The sequence below is a fragment of the Microbacterium sp. LWH13-1.2 genome, from assembly GCF_038397735.1.
In the GTDB taxonomy this organism is placed as follows: Bacteria; Actinomycetota; Actinomycetes; order Actinomycetales; family Microbacteriaceae; genus Microbacterium.
The window spans coordinates 2,815,398-2,830,181 of the sequence record NZ_CP151635.1; the positions used below are offsets into that span (position 1 = coordinate 2,815,398).

Annotated in this window: 14 protein-coding genes; 4 read left to right on the top strand and 10 right to left on the bottom strand. The window is 69.2% G+C overall.

All coding sequences use genetic code 11. The annotated features are described in order from the left end of the window. Positions 1-32 precede the first annotated feature (32 nt). The 4 genes from MRBLWH13_RS13605 to MRBLWH13_RS13620 are packed head-to-tail and all read right to left on the bottom strand — an operon-like array spanning position 33 to position 4,290. Positions 33-812: a 3-oxoacyl-ACP reductase gene (locus MRBLWH13_RS13605; protein WP_050722693.1), complete on the bottom strand. Its 780-nt coding sequence runs from the start codon at positions 810-812 to the stop codon at positions 33-35. A 31-nt stretch (positions 813-843) separates the two neighbouring features. Further along, positions 844-2,205, bottom strand: coding sequence for an aldehyde dehydrogenase family protein (locus tag MRBLWH13_RS13610; protein ID WP_341955491.1), 1,362 nt, complete (start codon positions 2,203-2,205; stop codon positions 844-846). After that, positions 2,202-2,954, bottom strand: a complete 753-nt coding sequence (locus tag MRBLWH13_RS13615) for a gamma-glutamyl-gamma-aminobutyrate hydrolase family protein (RefSeq protein ID WP_341955492.1) — start codon at positions 2,952-2,954, stop codon at positions 2,202-2,204. Before MRBLWH13_RS13615 ends, MRBLWH13_RS13610 begins: the two co-directional genes overlap by 4 nt. Continuing rightward, positions 2,935-4,290 (bottom strand): glutamine synthetase family protein, encoded by a 1,356-nt coding sequence (locus MRBLWH13_RS13620; RefSeq protein ID WP_341955493.1) that lies wholly within the window; start codon positions 4,288-4,290, stop codon positions 2,935-2,937. Before MRBLWH13_RS13620 ends, MRBLWH13_RS13615 begins: the two co-directional genes overlap by 20 nt. A gap of 156 nt (positions 4,291-4,446) precedes the next feature. Here MRBLWH13_RS13620 and MRBLWH13_RS13625 point away from each other — a divergent pair, with 156 nt between their 5' ends. After that, entirely contained in the window at positions 4,447-5,994 is a 1,548-nt protein-coding gene (locus tag MRBLWH13_RS13625; protein WP_341955494.1) for an amino acid permease, read from the top strand. A 27-nt stretch (positions 5,995-6,021) separates the two neighbouring features. Here MRBLWH13_RS13625 and MRBLWH13_RS13630 read toward each other — a convergent pair whose 3' ends face one another. Continuing rightward, positions 6,022-6,294 (bottom strand): metal-sensitive transcriptional regulator, encoded by a 273-nt coding sequence (locus MRBLWH13_RS13630; RefSeq protein ID WP_056517673.1) that lies wholly within the window; start codon positions 6,292-6,294, stop codon positions 6,022-6,024. A 34-nt stretch (positions 6,295-6,328) separates the two neighbouring features. Here MRBLWH13_RS13630 and MRBLWH13_RS13635 point away from each other — a divergent pair, with 34 nt between their 5' ends. The 3 genes from MRBLWH13_RS13635 (at position 6,329) to MRBLWH13_RS13645 (ending at position 8,944) form a co-directional block, all read left to right on the top strand. Beyond that, positions 6,329-7,606 (top strand): DUF445 family protein, encoded by a 1,278-nt coding sequence (locus tag MRBLWH13_RS13635; protein ID WP_341955495.1) that lies wholly within the window; start codon positions 6,329-6,331, stop codon positions 7,604-7,606. A gap of 15 nt (positions 7,607-7,621) precedes the next feature. Next, positions 7,622-8,143: an AAA family ATPase gene (locus MRBLWH13_RS13640; RefSeq protein ID WP_341955496.1), complete on the top strand. Its 522-nt coding sequence runs from the start codon at positions 7,622-7,624 to the stop codon at positions 8,141-8,143. Positions 8,144-8,347: 204 nt separating this feature from the next. Next, positions 8,348-8,944, top strand: coding sequence for a hypothetical protein (locus MRBLWH13_RS13645; RefSeq protein ID WP_341955497.1), 597 nt, complete (start codon positions 8,348-8,350; stop codon positions 8,942-8,944). A gap of 8 nt (positions 8,945-8,952) precedes the next feature. Here MRBLWH13_RS13645 and MRBLWH13_RS13650 read toward each other — a convergent pair whose 3' ends face one another. The 5 genes from MRBLWH13_RS13650 to hutH all read right to left on the bottom strand — a co-directional run bounded on the left by MRBLWH13_RS13650 (position 8,953) and on the right by hutH (position 14,749). Next, positions 8,953-9,342 carry a hypothetical protein gene (locus MRBLWH13_RS13650; protein ID WP_341955498.1) on the bottom strand — a complete coding sequence of 130 codons (390 nt, stop codon included), beginning with the start codon at positions 9,340-9,342 and terminating at the stop codon, positions 8,953-8,955. 102 nt (positions 9,343-9,444) lie between these two features. Then, entirely contained in the window at positions 9,445-10,350 is a 906-nt protein-coding gene (locus MRBLWH13_RS13655) for an arginase family protein (protein WP_341955499.1), read from the bottom strand. Continuing rightward, positions 10,331-11,551: an imidazolonepropionase gene (hutI, locus tag MRBLWH13_RS13660; protein WP_341955500.1), complete on the bottom strand. Its 1,221-nt coding sequence runs from the start codon at positions 11,549-11,551 to the stop codon at positions 10,331-10,333. Before hutI ends, MRBLWH13_RS13655 begins: the two co-directional genes overlap by 20 nt. Then, positions 11,548-13,215, bottom strand: coding sequence for a urocanate hydratase (gene hutU / locus MRBLWH13_RS13665; protein ID WP_341955501.1), 1,668 nt, complete (start codon positions 13,213-13,215; stop codon positions 11,548-11,550). The genes hutI and hutU overlap by 4 nt, the downstream gene beginning before the upstream one ends. Beyond that, positions 13,208-14,749, bottom strand: a complete 1,542-nt coding sequence (gene hutH / locus MRBLWH13_RS13670) for a histidine ammonia-lyase (RefSeq protein ID WP_341955502.1) — start codon at positions 14,747-14,749, stop codon at positions 13,208-13,210. The genes hutU and hutH overlap by 8 nt, the downstream gene beginning before the upstream one ends. Positions 14,750-14,784 lie beyond the last annotated feature (35 nt).

The window sequence follows — 14,784 nt, forward strand, 5'->3', positions numbered from 1 at the left end:
CTCTCACCCTGTCACAGCGCGGTGTGCGGGTCTCACAGCGGGGTGACGTAGGCGTTGGTGATGCCGCCGTCGACGACGAAGGCGCTGGCGGTGATGAACGACGAGTCGTCCGAGGCGAGGAAGGCCACGGCGGCGGCCAGCTCCGACGGCTCCGCGAAGCGCCCCATCGGCACGTGCACGAGTCGGCGCTGTGCGCGCTCGGGGTCTTTGGCGAAGAGCTCCTGCAGCAGCGGGGTGTTGACGGGTCCGGGGCACAGAGCGTTCACGCGCACCCCCTGTCGGGCGAACTGCACACCGAGCTCGCGGGACATCGCGAGCACTCCCCCCTTCGACGCGGTGTAGCTGATCTGCGAGGTCGCAGACCCCAGCAGGGCGACGAAGGATGCGGTGTTGATGATCGATCCTCGGCCCGCCGGCACCATGTGACGAAGCGCTGCTCGGCTGCAGAGGTACACGCTCTTGAGGTTGACGTCCTGCACGCGATCCCAGGCCGGCAGCTCGGTCGTCTCGATCGAGTCGTCGTCCGCCGGTGAGATGCCCGCATTGTTGAAGGCGATGTCGATGCGGCCGAACTCCGCGGCGACGCCGTCGAAGAGCGCGTTGACCTTCGTCTCGTCGGCGACGTCGACGGGACGGAAGGCTCCGCCGACCTCGGCTGCCGCTTTCTCGCCCGTGGCGGGATCGACGTCGGCGATGACGACGAACGCGCCTTCTGCGGCGAAGCGCTGGGCCGTGGCGAACCCGATTCCGCTCGCGCCTCCGGTGATGATGGCGACGCGGTCCTTGAGGCGCTGGGTCAGATCGATGGTCATGTGTGTTCTCCGTTGCAGGGTGGGATGCGGGTCAGGATTCGTCGGTCGCGAAGAAGACGTTCTTCGTCTCGGTGAAGTGCTCGGCGGCATCCGGTCCGAGCTCCCGCCCGAGGCCTGAGGCCTTCATGCCGCCGAACGGCGTCGCGTATCGCACCGACGAGTGCGAGTTCACCGACAGCACGCCGCTCTGCACTCCGCGCGAGACACGCACGGCGCGGCCGAGGCTCTCGGTCCAGATCGAGCCGGCGAGGCCGTAGGCGGTGTCGTTCGCGAGGCGGATCGCATCGGCCTCGTCGTCGAACGGCATCACCGCGACGACCGGGCCGAACACCTCCTGCTGGGCGATGCGGTCGGACGGATCGGCGAGCACCACGGCGGGCGCGAACCAGAAGCCGTCGCCCTGGGGTGCGCTCCCCCGGAAGGCGATGTTCGCGTCGTCGAGGAACCCCGACACCGTGTCGCGGTGCGCCGCCGAGATGAGCGGCCCCATATCGGTGTCGGCGCTCGACGGGTCTCCTACTCGCCACGCAGCGACCGCCGGCTCGAGCAGTTCGAGGAATCGGTCGTACACCGATCGCTGCACCAGCAGCCGGCTGCGGGCACAGCAATCCTGACCCGCGTTGTCGAACACGGAGCCAGGAACCGCCGCGACGGCCTTCTCGAGGTCCGCGTCGGCGAAGACGATGTTGGCGCTCTTGCCACCGAGCTCCAGCGTGACGGGCTTGAGCGCTCGAGCGCATCCGGCCGCGACCTCGATGCCGACCTCGGTCGACCCGGTGAACACGACCTTGCGGACATCCGGATGCTCGACGAGCCGCTGTCCGACGACCGAACCCGACCCGGTGACGACCTCGAACAGCCCTTCGGGAAGACCCGCTTCGAGGGCGAGCTCACCGAGGCGGATGGCCGTGAGAGGGGTGAGCTCGGCGGGCTTCAGCACGACGGCGTTGCCCGCGGCGAGCGCCGGCGCGAACGCCCAGGCGGCGATGGTCATCGGGAAGTTCCACGGCACGATGACACCGACCACGCCGTAGGGGTCGTGGAAGGTGACGTCGAGTCCGCCGGCCACCGGGATCTGCCGGCCGGACAGCCGCTCGGGGTCGGCGGAGTAGTAGTTGAGCACCTGGGCGACGTGACCCGCCTCCCATCGGGCGGAACCGATCGGATGTCCGGAGTTCAGCACTTCGAGCTGGGCGAGCTCTTCGACCGCGGCCTCGACCGTGCGAGCGAACGCGCGGAGGGCATCGGCCCGAGCGACCGGGGCGAGCGCCGCCCACCGGCGCTGGGCCGCGATGGCACGCGCGATCGCGGCATCCGTCTCTGCGACGTCGGCACGCGCGATCTCGCGGATCGCTGCGCCGGTCGAGGGGTTGATGACTGTGAACGCGCTCATCGGGCGTCCTCCTTCCGCCGCGCGGCGAACGCGCGGGCCTGTGCGACGAGATCGGTGAAGAGCCGCCGATCCTCGGCGTTCTCCTCCGGGTGCCATTGGACGCCGACGATGTGGCCGGCCGAGGTGTCGACGAAGGCCTGCACGAGTCCGTCGTCGGAGTGCGCCGCCGCCACGAGACCGTCGCCGAGGCGACCGACGCCCTGGTGGTGGTAGCTGTGCACGCGCATCTCGGTCTCGCCGATGATCTCGGCGAGCGGAGTGTCGGTCGACACCTCGACGTCGTTCTCGGCGAAGACGCCGCCGCCGATGCGGTACTTCTCGGTGCCGAGTGATTCGGGCAGGTGCTGCTGCAGGGTGCCGCCGCGGGCGACGTTCACGAGCTGCAGACCGCGGCAGATCGCGAGCACCGGGATGCCACGGCGCTCCGCCGCCCGGAACAGGGCGAGCTCCCATGCATCACGGTCGACGCGGGCGGGGTCGGTGAGCGGATGCCGGTCCTCGCCGTACAGCTCGGGGGCGACGTCAGCACCGCCGGAGAGCACGAGGCCGTGCATGCCCGAGATCGCCGCGTCCGCGGCATCCGGGTCCTGGGGCGGAAGCAGAAGCGCGATACCGCCGACCGAGGTCACGCTCGTGAGGTACTGCTCGGGCAGGAAAGCCGCCCGCACATCCCACACTCCCTGCTGCGCGCGCTCCAGGTACGTCGTGACGCCGATCAGCGGCGCGGGGTCAGAGGCGCTCGAAGCCACGGATGCGCTCCCAGTCGGTGACGGCCGCGTCGTAGGCTTCCACCTCGATGCGGGCCTGGTTCAGGTAGTGCTCGACCACGTCGTCGCCGAAAGCGGCCCGCGCGATGGCCGACTCGCTGAAGAGCTTCGCCGCCTCGCGCAGGGTCGTCGGCAGATGGTCGACTCCCGCCTCATAGGCGTTGCCGGTGAACCGCTCGGGCAGCGGAAGCTCGTTCTCGATGCCGTGCAGACCGCCCGCGATGATCGCCGAGATCGCCAGGTACGGGTTCACGTCTCCCCCGGGCACGCGATTCTCGACGCGCAGACCCGAGCCCGACCCGACCACGCGCAGCGCGCACGTGCGGTTGTCGATGCCCCAGGCGACTCCCGTCGGGGCGAAGCTGCCCTTCGCGAACCGCTTGTACGAGTTGATGTTCGGCGCGAGCAGCAGCGTGAACTCGCGGAGCGTGGCGAGGATGCCGGCGATCCAGTGCTCCATCACCGGGCTGAAGCCGTGCTCGCCGTCTCCCGCCATGACGGGAGCGCCCGACTGGTCGCGCAGAGACAGGTGGATGTGGCAGCTGTTGCCCTCGCGCTCGTTGAACTTGGCCATGAACGTGAGCGCCTGGCCGTGCTGCTCGGCGATCTCCTTCGCCCCGTTCTTGTAGATCGCATGCTGGTCGGCGGTCTCTCGCACCTCGGCATAGCGGAAGGCGATCTCCTGCTGACCGAAGTTGCACTCGCCCTTCACGCCCTCGCAGTAGAGCCCTGCGCCGTCCATGCTGTTGCGGATGTCGCGCAGCAGCGGCTCCATGCGGGTCGAGGCGAGCAGGTTGTAGTCGACGTTGTAGTCGGTCGCGGGCGTCAGGCCCTCGTACTTGCGCGCCCAGGCGTCGCGGTAGGTGTTGTCGAAGACGATGAACTCGAGCTCCGTGCCCGAGTAGGCGGTCCAGCCGCGCTCGGCGAGGCGGTCGCGCTGGCGATCGAGGATCGCGCGGGGCGAGGGTCCGACCGGTTCGCCGTTCTGCCAGACGAGGTCGGCCATGACCAACGCGGTGCCGTCGAGCCACGGGATGTTGCGCATAGTCTCGACGTCGGGCTTGAGCACCATGTCGCCGTAGCCGCGGTCCCAGCCCGACATCGCGTAACCGTCGACCGTGTTCATGTCGACGTCGACCGACAGCAGGTAGTCGCAGGCCTCGGCTCCGTGAGCCAGGATGTCCTCCTGGAACAGCCGCGCCGACACGCGTTTGCCGACCAGCCGCCCCTGCGCATCCGCGAAGGCCACGATCACCGTGTCGATCTCGCCGGCGGCGATGCCGGCATCCAGCTGTTCGATGCTCAGGTTGCCCGACATCTGACGCTCCGTCCTCGTGCGGTGAAGCGATCGGCCGACCGGCTTCGCCATCAGAGTAGATCACCTTCGCGTTTAAAGGTAGACGAAACCACCATTGACTGTCACAATCGTCCGCAAGGTGCACCCGGCGCCTGCACGCATGCGAACGGAGAGCGGATGTCCCAGCAGAGCAATGAATCCCGCAAGGTCGCCGGAGCGACCTATACACGCGCCGGGAGTGACTATTTCGAGAAACGGACCCTGAAGAGGTCCGCCGGAGTCTGGGGTCTGTGGGGTCTCGCGGTCGCCGCGGTGATCTCGGGCGACTTCTCGGGCTGGAACTTCGGCATCGACTTCGCAGGCTTCGGCGGGATGCTCATCGCCTTCGCGATCCTCGTCGCGATGTACTACGGCATGATCTTCGCGATCGGCGAGATGGCGGCCGCGATGCCGCACACCGGGGGCGCGTACTCGTTCGCGCGCTCCGCAATGGGTCCATGGGGTGGCCTCGTCACCGGAGCCGCCGAGACCATCGAGTACGTCGCCACCACAGCGGTGATCGTCTACTTCTCGGCGTCGTATGCCAACGGCATCACGAGCGAGCTGCTCGGCCTCGAACTTCCCGGGTGGGCCTGGTACCTCATCCTCTACATCGTCTTCATCGCCCTGAACTCCGCGGGGGCTGCGATCTCATTCCGCTTCGCGATCGTCGTCTCGGTGATCTCGATCGGCATCATCCTGGTCTTCTCCGCGATGGCGATCTTCTCGGGTGCGTTCTCGTGGGATGCCCTGTGGGACATCGTCCCCGATGAGGGCCAGACCGCATTCCTCCCGCACGGCGTCCTGCCGATCCTGTTCGCTCTGCCGTTCGCGATGTGGTTCTTCCTCGGTATCGAAGAGCTGCCGCTCGCCGCCGAGGAGTCGCACAACCCGACCCGTGACATCCCGAAGGCGGGTTTCTGGGCCCGCGGCACGCTGATCGTCACCGGACTCCTGGTGCTGTTCCTCAACACCGGCGTGATCGGCGCCGAGGCCACCGGCACCGCGGGCGAACCTCTGCTCGATGGCTTCCGCGCGATCGTGGGCGACCAGCTCGCCGCCGTGCTGGCCCTGTTCGCCCTCATCGGCCTGCTCGCCTCGCTGCAGGGCATCATGTTCGCCTACGGACGCAACATGTACTCGCTGTCCCGCGCCGGGTACTACCCGCGCTTCCTCTCGCTCACCGGCAAGCGCCAGACGCCGTGGGTCGCCCTCACCGTGGGTGCCGCAATCGGCTTCGTCGCCCTGATCGTGCTCGACGTGCTCACCGCGGTCGACTCCGAGGGCGCGGGAACTGTCGCCGGTGCGATCGTGCTGAACATCGCGGTGTGGGGCGCGGTCGTCGCCTACGGACTGCAGCTCGTGTCGTTCATCATCCTGCGCAGGAAGTTCCCGAACGTCGCCCGTCCGTACGTCAGCCCGTGGGGCATCCCGGGTGCGGTCATCGCGCTCGTGATCGCCGCGCTGATCTTCGTCGGCTTCCTGCTGAACCCGACGTTCGGTCCCGCGATCATCGCGATCGCGATCGTCTACGCGATCATCCTGCTCGGGTTCGGACTGTTCTTCCGGCACCGCCTCGTGCTCTCCCCCGAAGAGGAGTACGCACTCTCCGGCGGCTCCCACGGCGACCCGCAGGCCGAGGGCTACGACGCCATGGAGGGCGAGGTCTTCGACGGGAAGCGGTGACGCGAGAGGAGCGCGACGGGACCTGCCCTACTTGCGGTCGAAGTCGAACGCCTTGAGAAGCTCGGCGACAGCCTTGTCGCGCTCCTCCCCGCCCTCGTCGAACATGTGCGTCACGTGAGTGCGCAGATGGTTCTCGAGCAGCAGACGGTTCAACGACTCCAGTGACCGCTGGATCGCGCGGGACTGCGTGATGATGTCCATGCAGTACTCCTCGTTCTCGATCATCCGCGCGACGCCGCGCATCTGACCCTCGAGGATGCTGGTGCGGTGCAGGGCGCGCTTCTTGATGTCTTCGATCACGCTTCGAGGGTAACGCGCGTGAAAGGATGACGTCATGCCGCGAACACCGATGGCGCTCCTGTCGCCCGCAGACCAGGTACGACTTCGCGCTCTTCGACGGATGAAGGCGGTGGCCCTCGGGGCACTGATCTTCATGGCGGTCGTGTTCGTGATCGCGTTCGCGTTCCAGGAGCGGCAGCCGTGGCTCGGCTACGTGCGTGCCGCCGCCGAGGGCGGAATGGTCGGCGCGCTCGCCGACTGGTTCGCGGTGACGGCGCTCTTCCGGCGCCCGCTCGGCCTGCCGATCCCGCACACGGCGATCATCCCGAATCGCAAGGACGAGATCGGCCGCACGCTGGGCGAGTTCGTCGAGACGAACTTCCTCGAGGCGAGCGTCGTGCGCACCAAGCTCGCCAGCACCGCGATCGCGAAGCGCGCCGGGGAGTGGCTGCGAGCGCCCGCCCACGCCGAGCGTGTCGGCGCGGAGGGCGCGACGATCGCGACCGCCGTGCTCAACGCTCTCAGCGACGACGACGTGCGCGACCTCATCACCGACCTGGCCCGTGAGCACCTCGTCTCCCCCGAGTGGGGCCCGCCCGCCGGTGCTTGGCTCGAGAAGATCGTCGAGGCGGATGCTCACCACGGAGCGGTCGACCTCGCGGCCGACAGCATCGCGCGCTGGCTGGACGCCAACGCCGAGTCGTTCTCGGGGCTCATCTCGCGGCGGCTCCCGGGGTGGGTGCCGAAGCTCGCGCACCGCTTCGTCGACGACACCGCCTACAACGAGGCCGTGAAGTTCGTGCGTGCGGTGCAGGCCGACCCGAAGCATCCCGCGCGCATCGCCGTCGACGGCTACCTCGCCCGCCTGGCCGACAGCCTGCAGAACGACCCGGAGACCAGGGCGAAGCTCGAGAACGCGAAGTCGTCGCTGTTCGACAGCCCTAGGGTCGGCGCCCTCGCCGCCGAGGCGTGGAACACCGCGAAGAACGGACTGCTCACCGCCCTCGCCGACCCCGAGAGCGGGCTGCGGGTGCGCGCGGCGCAGGCTCTGCAGGAGATCGGCGAGCGACTGACGACGGATGCCGCGCTGCAGCGCCGCGTCGACACGTGGGTGTCGGATGCGGCCGTGTTCCTCGTCGACCGCTACCGCCACGACATCGCGTCGATCATCACCGACACCGTCGAGCGATGGGACCCCGTCGAGACAACCGAGAAGATCGAGCTCATGGTCGGCCGCGACCTGCAGTACATCCGCCTCAACGGCACGTTCGTCGGCGCGCTCGCGGGCCTCGCGATCTTCACCATCGCGCACCTGCTGATCCCCGGGGTCTGACGCGTGCGGATCGCGGTGTCGGGCACGCACGCGAGCGGCAAGAGCACGCTGATCTCCGAATTCCACGCAGCTCATCCCGAATACTCGGTGCTCGGCGACCCTTTCGACGACATCGAGTCGGAGGCGCCGACTGGCGCGGCCAGCTTCGTCGCGCAGCTCCGCGTCACGGTCTCCCGCCTGCGAGAGACTGCGGGCGAGGGCTCCGTCATCTCGGAACGCGGCCCTGTGGACTTCCTCGCCTACCTCACTGCGCTCGAGATGCTGGGGCGCGGTGACGGCGCCCTGCTCTCGCGGGCGCAGGAGCTGGTCGAGTCGTCGCTGACCCACATCGATCTGATCGCCGTCGTAGCGCTGGATGCGCGGCACCCGATCGACGTTCCCGACGACGAGGACCCGGAGCTCCGAGAAGCTATGGAGAGCGCCCTTCTCGATGCGCTCGACGACCTGGAACGTGCCGGTGATGGGCCGCCGATCGTGACGCTCACGGGGAGCCCGGGCGAGCGACTCACGCAGCTGGAGAAGGCTGCCGGCCTCTGAGGACCCGCCCCGCGGCCGAGAACTACGATCACTGCATGACCTCATCACCTCAGATCTGGATGATCACGGGCGCGTAGTCCGCCAGCCCCGCATCAGGCGCAGTTGCTAGGGTCCTCACCTATGGCCGCCGATGACGCATTCACCATTTCAGGCCACAGGCGCACGGGTGGGCGTTCTTGGCAGCGAGTCGTTGCCGCGCTGTCCATGCTCGTCAGCGGCATCATCGCCTTCATCCTCGCCAGCCCCGCCCTGGATCTCGTGCGGGAGCAGCTGCACCATAACTGCGGGATGCAGCCCCCAGGCTCCGAGGGAGCGGGCACCTGGATCTGCAGCGACGGGATCGGATACCTCGGCTTCGCAGGCATCCTCGCCATCGGGTGGCTCGCTGTCGTGCTCTCCGGTTGCCTCATCGCTCTGCTCGTCCGCCCCTCTCGACAGGCGCGTCCGGCGCTCGTGATCCTCGCAGCCCTGTCTACCGCGTGGGTTCTCGGGCTGACCTGGCACGGGTCGGCGACGCAGGTTCAGGATCAGTACGCACCCATGACGGGCACCGAGTACTGGCTCGAGGCGGTCGGCCCTGCGGCCCTCGTCAGCGTGCTCGGCATCGCGACGGGGCTGCTCAGCCTTCTGCCGGTCGGGCCGCTCTCGTGGGTTCTGGGAATCCTCGCGGCAGTCCTGCTGACCGTCGCGACGGTGTTGCAACCAGGGCTGAGCCTCAACATCATCCCGGCCGTGGGACTGCTCGCCGCAGCGACCGTCCGCGCGATCGGGGTCGCCACACGAGAGGGATCGTCCACCTGACGTTCCGGTCAGAGGAACAGGGGCAGCAAGGATCCGACGAGGCCGATCACGCCCACGCCGACGAAGACGCTCCCCAACGTCATGATGACCCGGCGCAGATGCGGCGGATCCCCCACACGAGCGCGCGCGGGATCGTTCGCACTGACGACCCCCGCAGCCCAGCCCTCATCCGGGGCCGCGAACTCGTCTCGCCGCAGCGGCCTCTCGTGAAAGTCGCCCCCGGCGAACCAGCGGGCGAACACGGAGCCGTCCCGCTCGACGATCGCGATCTCGATGCTGCGCCACGGGCCTTCGATCGCACGGATCAGCGTGGCCAGCAGGAGCAGCGGCAGCCCGATCCCCAACCCCACCCACGACAGCACCTCGCCGACGAGGGCGAGGGTGTCCACAGCATCCATGGCTCCATCGTAGAGTCGCCGGACTGCTCGGCCTGGCCGGTCTCCTGACCTTCGTGATGACGAAGTCGCGATGAACGTCAGGCGTCGCAGTCATCGCCGCGGTCAGCGCATGGCGAGGCCCGCGAGCATCTCGAGCACGCAGAGGGCCGCGAGCCTGACCGTGCGCATGTCATCGGTGTCGGCCGTCGCGTCGACCTCGGCGATGTCAGCGCTCACCACGCGAGGATCCGCGACGATCGAGCGGACGAGCGCGCGCAGCTCCCACGCGGCGAACCCGCCGGGAACGCTCGCCGGACACCCGGGCGCTGCGGCCCGATCGGCGGCGTCGACGTCGACATCGAGATGGATGCGGGCGTCCGCGCCGCTTCCCGCGATGCTCGTCGCCTCGGCGACCACGTCATCGATCCCGCGGCGCCGCACCTCGTCGAGCGTGATCACGCGGATGCCCCACTCGGCGGCGCGGGCCGCATAAGCGGCGGAGTTCGCGAAGTCCGCGATGCCGATCTGCACGATCCGTGTCGGGTCGATCCGCTCGCTGTCCGGGGCATCCTCGATCAGCCGCCGCACAGGTGAGCCGTTCGACACACCGTCGCGCAGGTCGAAGTGCGCATCGATCGTGATCAGCCCGGTGGCCCCGGCTCCCCGCGCGACCGGGTACGTCAGAGCGTTGTCGCCCCCGAGTGCGATCACGAGACGCGCGGATTCGGCGAGCTCGTGCACGCGTGCGACGCTCGCCGCGATGCCGGCCTCGCCGTCAGGCTCGACCACATCCCCGGCGTCGAGCACGCGCAGCGCCTCACCGAGATCGACGACCGGCGAACCCATGAGCGTGGCGCTGTACCGCGTCAGGGCCTCGCGGACCGCGGCGGGCGTCGCATGCGCACCTGTCGGCGACAGCGAGGTGCGCCACGTCGGAACCCCGAGCAGTACGGCATCCGCATCGTCGCCGACGGCGAAGGCAGGCCAGGATCCGGCGCGCGGCCAGAGGTCATCGTGCGAGAGGGCCATGGTTCTCCGTTCCTCGTGCCGTCGACGGTGCGGTGAAGACCGCGACACCGTCCTTCCAGACCCGATCGACGAGCGGAACCCCCGGTCGATACGCGAGATGGATTCGCGTGGGTGCCTTCAACAGCACGAGGTCTGCGCGCGCTCCCACCGCGATCACGCCGACGTCATCGCGTCGCAGCGCCCGAGCGCCTCCGGCGGTCGCCGCCCACACGGCCTCGGCGGGGGTCATGCCCATGTCGCGCACCGCGATCGCGATGCAGAACGGCATCGATGACGTGAAGCTCGAACCGGGGTTCGTGTCGCAGGCGAGTGCTACCGTGACGCCCGCATCGATCAGTCGTCGTGCGTCGGGATACGGCTGCCTGGTCGAGAACTCGACGCCCGGCAGCAGGGTGAGAACGGTGGTGGACCCGGCGAGCGCCGCGATGTCGCCGTCGGTCAGGTAGGTGCCGTGATCGATGGAGGCCGCGCCGCGCTCGACGGCGAGCCGCACCCCGTCGCCCGGGCCGAGCTGGCTCGCGTGCACTCGGGGAATGAGCCCCTTCGCGGCACCGGCCTCGAGCACCCGCCGCGACTGCTCGACCGAGAAGGCGCCGGTCTCGCAGAACACGTCGATCCACTTCGAATGCGGGGCACAGGCGTCGAGCATCGGCCCCGTGACCAGATCGACGTACTCGTCGGCACGGTCGGCGTACTCGGCCGGCACGACGTGCGCCCCGAGGAACGTGACCTCCGGCGTGACCTCGGCAGCCAGTCGCACGAGGCGCTCCTCATCCGCGACGCTCAGCCCGTATCCGCTCTTGATCTCGACCGTCGTGGTGCCCTGCGCGAGCAGCTCGTCCATGAACCCGCGCAGGCGGGCGCGCAGCTCGTCGTCGCTCGCCGCTGCCGTCGCGGCGACGGTCGAGCGGATGCCACCCGCGGCGTACTTCTGCCCCGCCATCCGCGCCTCGAATTCGGCGGCGCGGTCCCCGCCGAACACGAGGTGGCTGTGGCTGTCGACGAACCCGGGGATGACCGCGCGACCACCGGCGTCGATGATCTCGTCGGCCACGGGTGCGGCATCCGCCGAGCCGACCCAGGCGATCCGTCCGCCGTCGATCAGCACGGCCGCATCGTGCAGCGTGCCGAAGCGGTCTCCATCCGGTGAGCCGACGTTGGTGGTCAGCTCTCCGATGTTCGTGATCAGCGAGGTGCTCACAGCATCGGCACCTTCAGGCCGCGCTCGCGGGCGATGTCGCGAGCGTGCTCGTATCCGGCGTCGACGTGGCGCATGACTCCGGTGCCCGGGTCGTTCGTCAGCACGCGCTCGAGCTTCTCGGCGGCGAGCGCCGAACCGTCCGCGACGCTGACCTGGCCTGCATGGATCGAGCGGCCGATGCCGACGCCGCCGCCGTGGTGCAGCGACACCCACGACGCGCCGGATGCCGTGTTGAGCAGCGCGTTCAGCAGCGGCCAGTCGGCGATCGCATCCGATCCGTCCTTCATGGCCTCGGTCTCGCGGTACGGCGAGGCCACGGAACCGGAGTCGAGGTGGTCCCGACCGATCACGATCGGCGCCGACAGCTCACCGGAGGCGACCATCTCGTTGAACTTGAGGCCGGCGAGGTGGCGCTCCTTGTAGCCGAGCCAGCAGATGCGGGCAGGGAGTCCCTCGAAGTGCACGGTCGAGCCCGCCTTCTCGAGCCACCGGTGCAGCGCCTTGTCTTCGGGGAAGAGCTCGGCGATCGCACGGTCGGTTCTGTAGATGTCCTCCGGGTCACCCGAGAGAGCTGCCCAGCGGAAGGGTCCGCGCCCCTCTTCGAACTGCGGCCGGATGTATGCCGGAACGAAGCCGGGGAACTCGAAAGCCCGGTCGAAGCCGCCCAGCTGCGCCTCGGCCCGGATCGAGTTGCCGTAGTCGAAGACCGCGGCCCCGGCATCCTGGAACGCGACCATCGCCGCCACGTGCTGCGCCATCGACTCACGAGAGCGGCGGGTGAACTTCTCGGCATCCTGTTCGGCCTCGGCCTTCCAGTCGGCGACCGAGATGCCCACCGGCAGGTAGGCGAGCGGATCGTGAGCGCTGGTCTGGTCGGTGACGATGTCGATCGGAACGCCCCGGCGCAGCAGCTCGGGGAAGACCTCGGCCGCGTTGCCGACGACGCCGACCGAGAGCGCTTCGCCGGCCTGTTTCGCTGCGACGGCCCGGGCGACGGCCGCGTCGAGGTCGGTCGTGTACTCGTCGAGGTATCCGTGCTCTACCCGGCGTGCGAGGCGCGACTCGTCGACATCGACGATCAGCACGACGCCGTCGTTGAGCGTGACGGCGAGCGGCTGCGCGCCGCCCATGCCGCCGGCGCCGCCGGTGAGGGTCAGCGTGCCCTTGAGCGAGTCCCGTCCGAGCGAGCGGGCGACGGCCGCGAAGGTCTCATAGGTGCCCTGCAGAATGCCCTGGGTTCCGATGTAGATCCACGAACCCGCGGTCATCTGGCCGTACATGATCAGACCGAGCTCTTCGAGCTTGCGGAATTCGGGCCAGGTCGCCCAATCGCCCACGAGGTTCGAGTTGGCGATCAGCACGCGGGGTGCCCACTCGTGCGTACGGAAGACGCCGACCGGCTTGCCCGACTGCACGAGCAGCGTCTCGTCGGGCTCCAGTTCGTCGAGCGTGCGGACGATCGCGTCGTATGCCTCCCAGCTGCGCGCCGCCTTGCCGGTGCCGCCGTACACGACGAGGTCTTCGGGATGCTCGGCGACCTCGGGATCGAGGTTGTTCATGAGCATCCGCTTGGCCGCTTCCGCACCCCAGCTCTTGGCGGTGCGCTGGTTGCCGCGGGCGGCGCGGACCGTGCGGGGTCCGGCGGGTGTCGTGGTGTCAGTCATTCGCGTGCTCCTTTGCGATGCGGGCGACGGCGCCGGACTGCACGAGTGCGGTCACGGCCTCCATGTCTGGTGAGAGGAAGCGGTCGGGTCCGGGACCCGCGGCGACGGTGCGCACGAGATCGCGCACGGCGCCGGTCGCAGGCCCCGCCTGCAGCGGCGCGCGCAGGTCGAGGGCGCGGGCTCCGGTGAGGATCTCGATCGCGAGCACGCGGCCCAGTCCGTCGAGGGCGCGGCGGAGTTTGCGGGCCGCCGCCCACCCCATCGACACGTGGTCTTCCTGCATCGCCGACGACGGGATGGAGTCGACGGATGCCGGAACGGCGAGGCGCTTGAGCTCCGACACGATCCCCGCCGCGGCGTACTGCGCGATCATCAGACCCGAGTCGACACCGACCTCATCGGCGAGGAAGGGCGGCAGGCCGTGACTGCGCGCGGGGTCGAGGGCGCGGTCGGTTCGACGCTCCGAGATCGAGGCGACATCGGCGACCGAGATCGCGAGGAAGTCGAGGACAGCAGCGACCGGCGCTCCGTGGAAGTTGCCGTTGGACTCGATGCGGCCATCGACGGTGATCACGGGGTTGTCGATCACGCTCGCGAGTTCACGGTCGGCGATCATCGACGCATAGCCCATGGTGTCGCGCGCGGTTCCGTGCACCTGCGGCGAGCAGCGCAGCGAGTAGGCGTCCTGCACACGGCCGTCCTCCGGGCCCTTGTGACTGTGCACGATGGGCGAGTCGCCGAGGAACGACCGCAGGTGGGCTGCGGATACGGCTTGCCCCGCCTGCGGGCGCAGCGACATGAGATCGGCCGCGAACACGGCATCCGTGCCGAGCTGCGACTCAACCGACATCGCCGCGGCCATGTCGGCGGTGAGCAGCAGCGTCTCGAGATCGTGCAGCGCCAGGACGAGCATCCCGAGCATCCCGTCAGTGCCGTTGATGAGGGCGAGCCCCTCTTTCTCGACGAGGGTGAGCGGCTCGATGCCGGCGGCGGCCAGAGCATCGGATGCCGGGATGAGCGCTCCCTCGGCGTCACGGACGTCGCCCTCTCCCATCGTCGCGAGCGCGATATGCGCGAGCGGAGCGAGATCTCCGGAGCATCCGAGCGAACCGTATTCGCGCACGACCGGGGTGATGCCCGCGTTGAGCAGCCCCGCATACGTCTCGACCACCATGGGGCGAACACCCGTGCGGCCAGAGCAGAGCGTCTGCAGCCGAAGCAGCTGCAGGCCGCGCACGACCTCGCGCTCGACCTCGGCGCCGGTACCGGCGGCGTGCGACCGGATCAGGCTCGCCTGCAGTTGAAGGCGGCGGTCAGGTGCGATGAAGGTCGTCGCGAGTGCGCCGAAGCCGGTGGACACCCCGTAGTGCGGGTGCGGGTCGGCCGCGAGTCCGTCGATGACCCGCCGGGTCTCGGCGACCCTGACTAGGGCCTCGGAGCTGATGGTGACCGGGGCGCCATGGCGGGCGACCGCGACGACCTCGGCGTGGTTCAGGGGGGCATCGCCGACGAGGACGGAGGGCAGTTCGCTCATGTCTCGATTCCACACCCGACAGGTCGCGCGCGACA

Bases quoted from the DNA above. Each gene is read 5' to 3' on its own strand.
- MRBLWH13_RS13605 (WP_050722693.1), bottom strand. From the start codon at position 812: ATGACCATCGATCTGACCCAGCGCCTCAAGGACCGCGTCGCCATCATC.
- MRBLWH13_RS13610 (WP_341955491.1), bottom strand. From the start codon at position 2,205: ATGAGCGCGTTCACAGTCATCAACCCCTCGACCGGCGCAGCGATCCGC.
- MRBLWH13_RS13620 (WP_341955493.1), bottom strand. From the start codon at position 4,290: ATGTCGGGCAACCTGAGCATCGAACAGCTGGATGCCGGCATCGCCGCC.
- MRBLWH13_RS13625 (WP_341955494.1), top strand. From the start codon at position 4,447: ATGTCCCAGCAGAGCAATGAATCCCGCAAGGTCGCCGGAGCGACCTAT.
- MRBLWH13_RS13635 (WP_341955495.1), top strand. From the start codon at position 6,329: ATGCCGCGAACACCGATGGCGCTCCTGTCGCCCGCAGACCAGGTACGA.
- MRBLWH13_RS13645 (WP_341955497.1), top strand. From the start codon at position 8,348: ATGCTCGTCAGCGGCATCATCGCCTTCATCCTCGCCAGCCCCGCCCTG.
- MRBLWH13_RS13650 (WP_341955498.1), bottom strand. From the start codon at position 9,342: ATGGATGCTGTGGACACCCTCGCCCTCGTCGGCGAGGTGCTGTCGTGG.
- MRBLWH13_RS13655 (WP_341955499.1), bottom strand. From the start codon at position 10,350: ATGGCCCTCTCGCACGATGACCTCTGGCCGCGCGCCGGATCCTGGCCT.
- hutU (WP_341955501.1), bottom strand. From the start codon at position 13,215: ATGACTGACACCACGACACCCGCCGGACCCCGCACGGTCCGCGCCGCC.
- hutH (WP_341955502.1), bottom strand. From the start codon at position 14,749: ATGAGCGAACTGCCCTCCGTCCTCGTCGGCGATGCCCCCCTGAACCAC.